Raw genomic sequence first — 207 nt, 5'->3', positions numbered from 1 at the left:
GGTGAGGCGTTGGTGATGGATCCGCAGCAGCGGTTGTTGTTGGAGTGTTCGTGGGAAGCGCTAGAACATGCTGGGATCGATCCATTGTCGTTGCGTGAGTCTGCGACTGGGGTTTTTGTGGGTGTTATGACCGCCGATTATGGGGTGGGTCGGCCGCAGGACGCGTCGGATGGTTTGCAGGGGTATGGGGTTACGGCTTCGGCGTTG

1 protein-coding gene is annotated in these 207 nt (G+C 58.9%); it reads left to right on the top strand.

All coding sequences use genetic code 11. From position 1 onward, the window contains the following. Nucleotides 1-207, top strand: a 207-nt coding sequence (locus F0Q45_RS27415; RefSeq protein ID WP_223163977.1) for a beta-ketoacyl synthase N-terminal-like domain-containing protein, incomplete at both ends; no start/stop codon positions are given.

The organism is Mycobacterium simiae, assembly GCF_008370645.1.
GTDB lineage: Bacteria > Actinomycetota > Actinomycetes > Mycobacteriales > Mycobacteriaceae > Mycobacterium > Mycobacterium simiae_A.
Note: the sequence above shows the minus strand (reverse complement) of the source record. Positions and strands in the feature narration are given on the sequence as shown.